This is a genomic window from Cohnella sp. 56, from assembly GCF_037963805.1.
In the GTDB taxonomy this organism is placed as follows: Bacteria; Bacillota; Bacilli; order Paenibacillales; family Paenibacillaceae; genus Cohnella.
Window position 1 is genome coordinate 1 of sequence record NZ_JAZDQE010000038.1, and the last position, 1,233, is coordinate 1,233.

The 1,233-nt window shown below is 50.1% G+C and carries 1 protein-coding gene; it reads left to right on the forward strand.

Annotated elements, in window-relative coordinates; genetic code table 11:
- Window positions 1–86: 86 nt before the first annotated feature.
- On the forward strand, window positions 87–1,214 hold the full coding sequence (locus VQ071_RS29225; RefSeq protein WP_340518544.1) for an IS630 family transposase: 1,128 nt from the start codon (window positions 87–89) through the stop codon (window positions 1,212–1,214).
- Window positions 1,215–1,233 lie beyond the last annotated feature (19 nt).

Here is a 1,233-nt window from a genome sequence, read left to right on the forward strand (position 1 = left end):
CTAGTATATCGTTTCATAAATAACAAAACTATATTCCCCTCGAACATGCTACAATATGGATAGCCTAATTCGAGCGGAGTGACATCGTGCCATTCAAGTCAAACAAGAAGCCTCTAGCACTATCACAAACGGATCGCGAGAGCCTGGAGCGTATCAGTCAAGCTCGCTCAGAAGAGTACCGTCGAGTCGAGCGAGCTCGCATGGTCCTTCAGTTTGCTGACGGAGTGAGTGTTCCAAAGATCGCAAAAGCGCTGGGAACGACAGTTACCAAGGTCAATCGTTGTGTCGACAAGGCGCTGGAGTTCGGCCCCCTCGCTGCGTTAGAAGAAGAGCAGCGTCCCGGTCGACCAGCTGTCTTTACGCCTGAAGCCAAGTCCTGGGTCATTTCTTTAGCTTGTCAGAAGCCTAAAGAGCTTGGCTACTCGTATGAGGCATGGACACAGCGGTTGCTGGCACAGCACGTACGCGCGCATGCCCAGGAGCAAGGTCACCCTTGCTTGACTCAACTATCCGCCAGCAGCGTTACGCGGATGCTGGCTGCCCATGATCTTCAACCTCATAAAGTGAAGTATTACTTGGAACGACGAGACCCCGACTTTGATGCCAAGCGAGTTGAAGTTCTTTTTGTGTATCAGCAGGTCGAGCTTGTGATTGAGAATGACGAAATTAGGCCACTCTGCGACGTGTACTTGTCGTATGACGAAAAACCAGGCATTCAGGCCATTGAAAATACGGCAGCTGACCTGCCGCCTGTAGCGGGTGAGCATCCAACCATTAGCCGTGATTCCGAGTACAAACGGCACGGCACTGTCAGTCTCCTGGCAGCTATCGATTTGGTTACAGGGCATGTAATTGGTAACGTTGAGGACCGCCACCGCAGTTGCGAGTTCGTCAACTTTCTGAAGCGGCTCGATGCACATTATACACCAGGCTTGCGCATCCAAATCATTCTCGACAATCACTCGTCGCACATTTCTAAGGAAACAAAGCGTTACTTAGAAACGGTCCCGGATCGATTCGAGTTCATCCACACCCCTAAACATGGCTCATGGTTGAATCTCATTGAGAGCTTTTTTGCCAAGATGACGAAGCAAGTTCTTCGTCATATTCGAGTGAAATCAAAGGACGAACTCAAACGACGGATCGAGCGATATCTTGAGGAAGTGAACCAGAATCCGGTTCCGTTTCGATGGTCGTACGGGTTAGAGCGTTAATTCTGGAGCGTTCTACTAG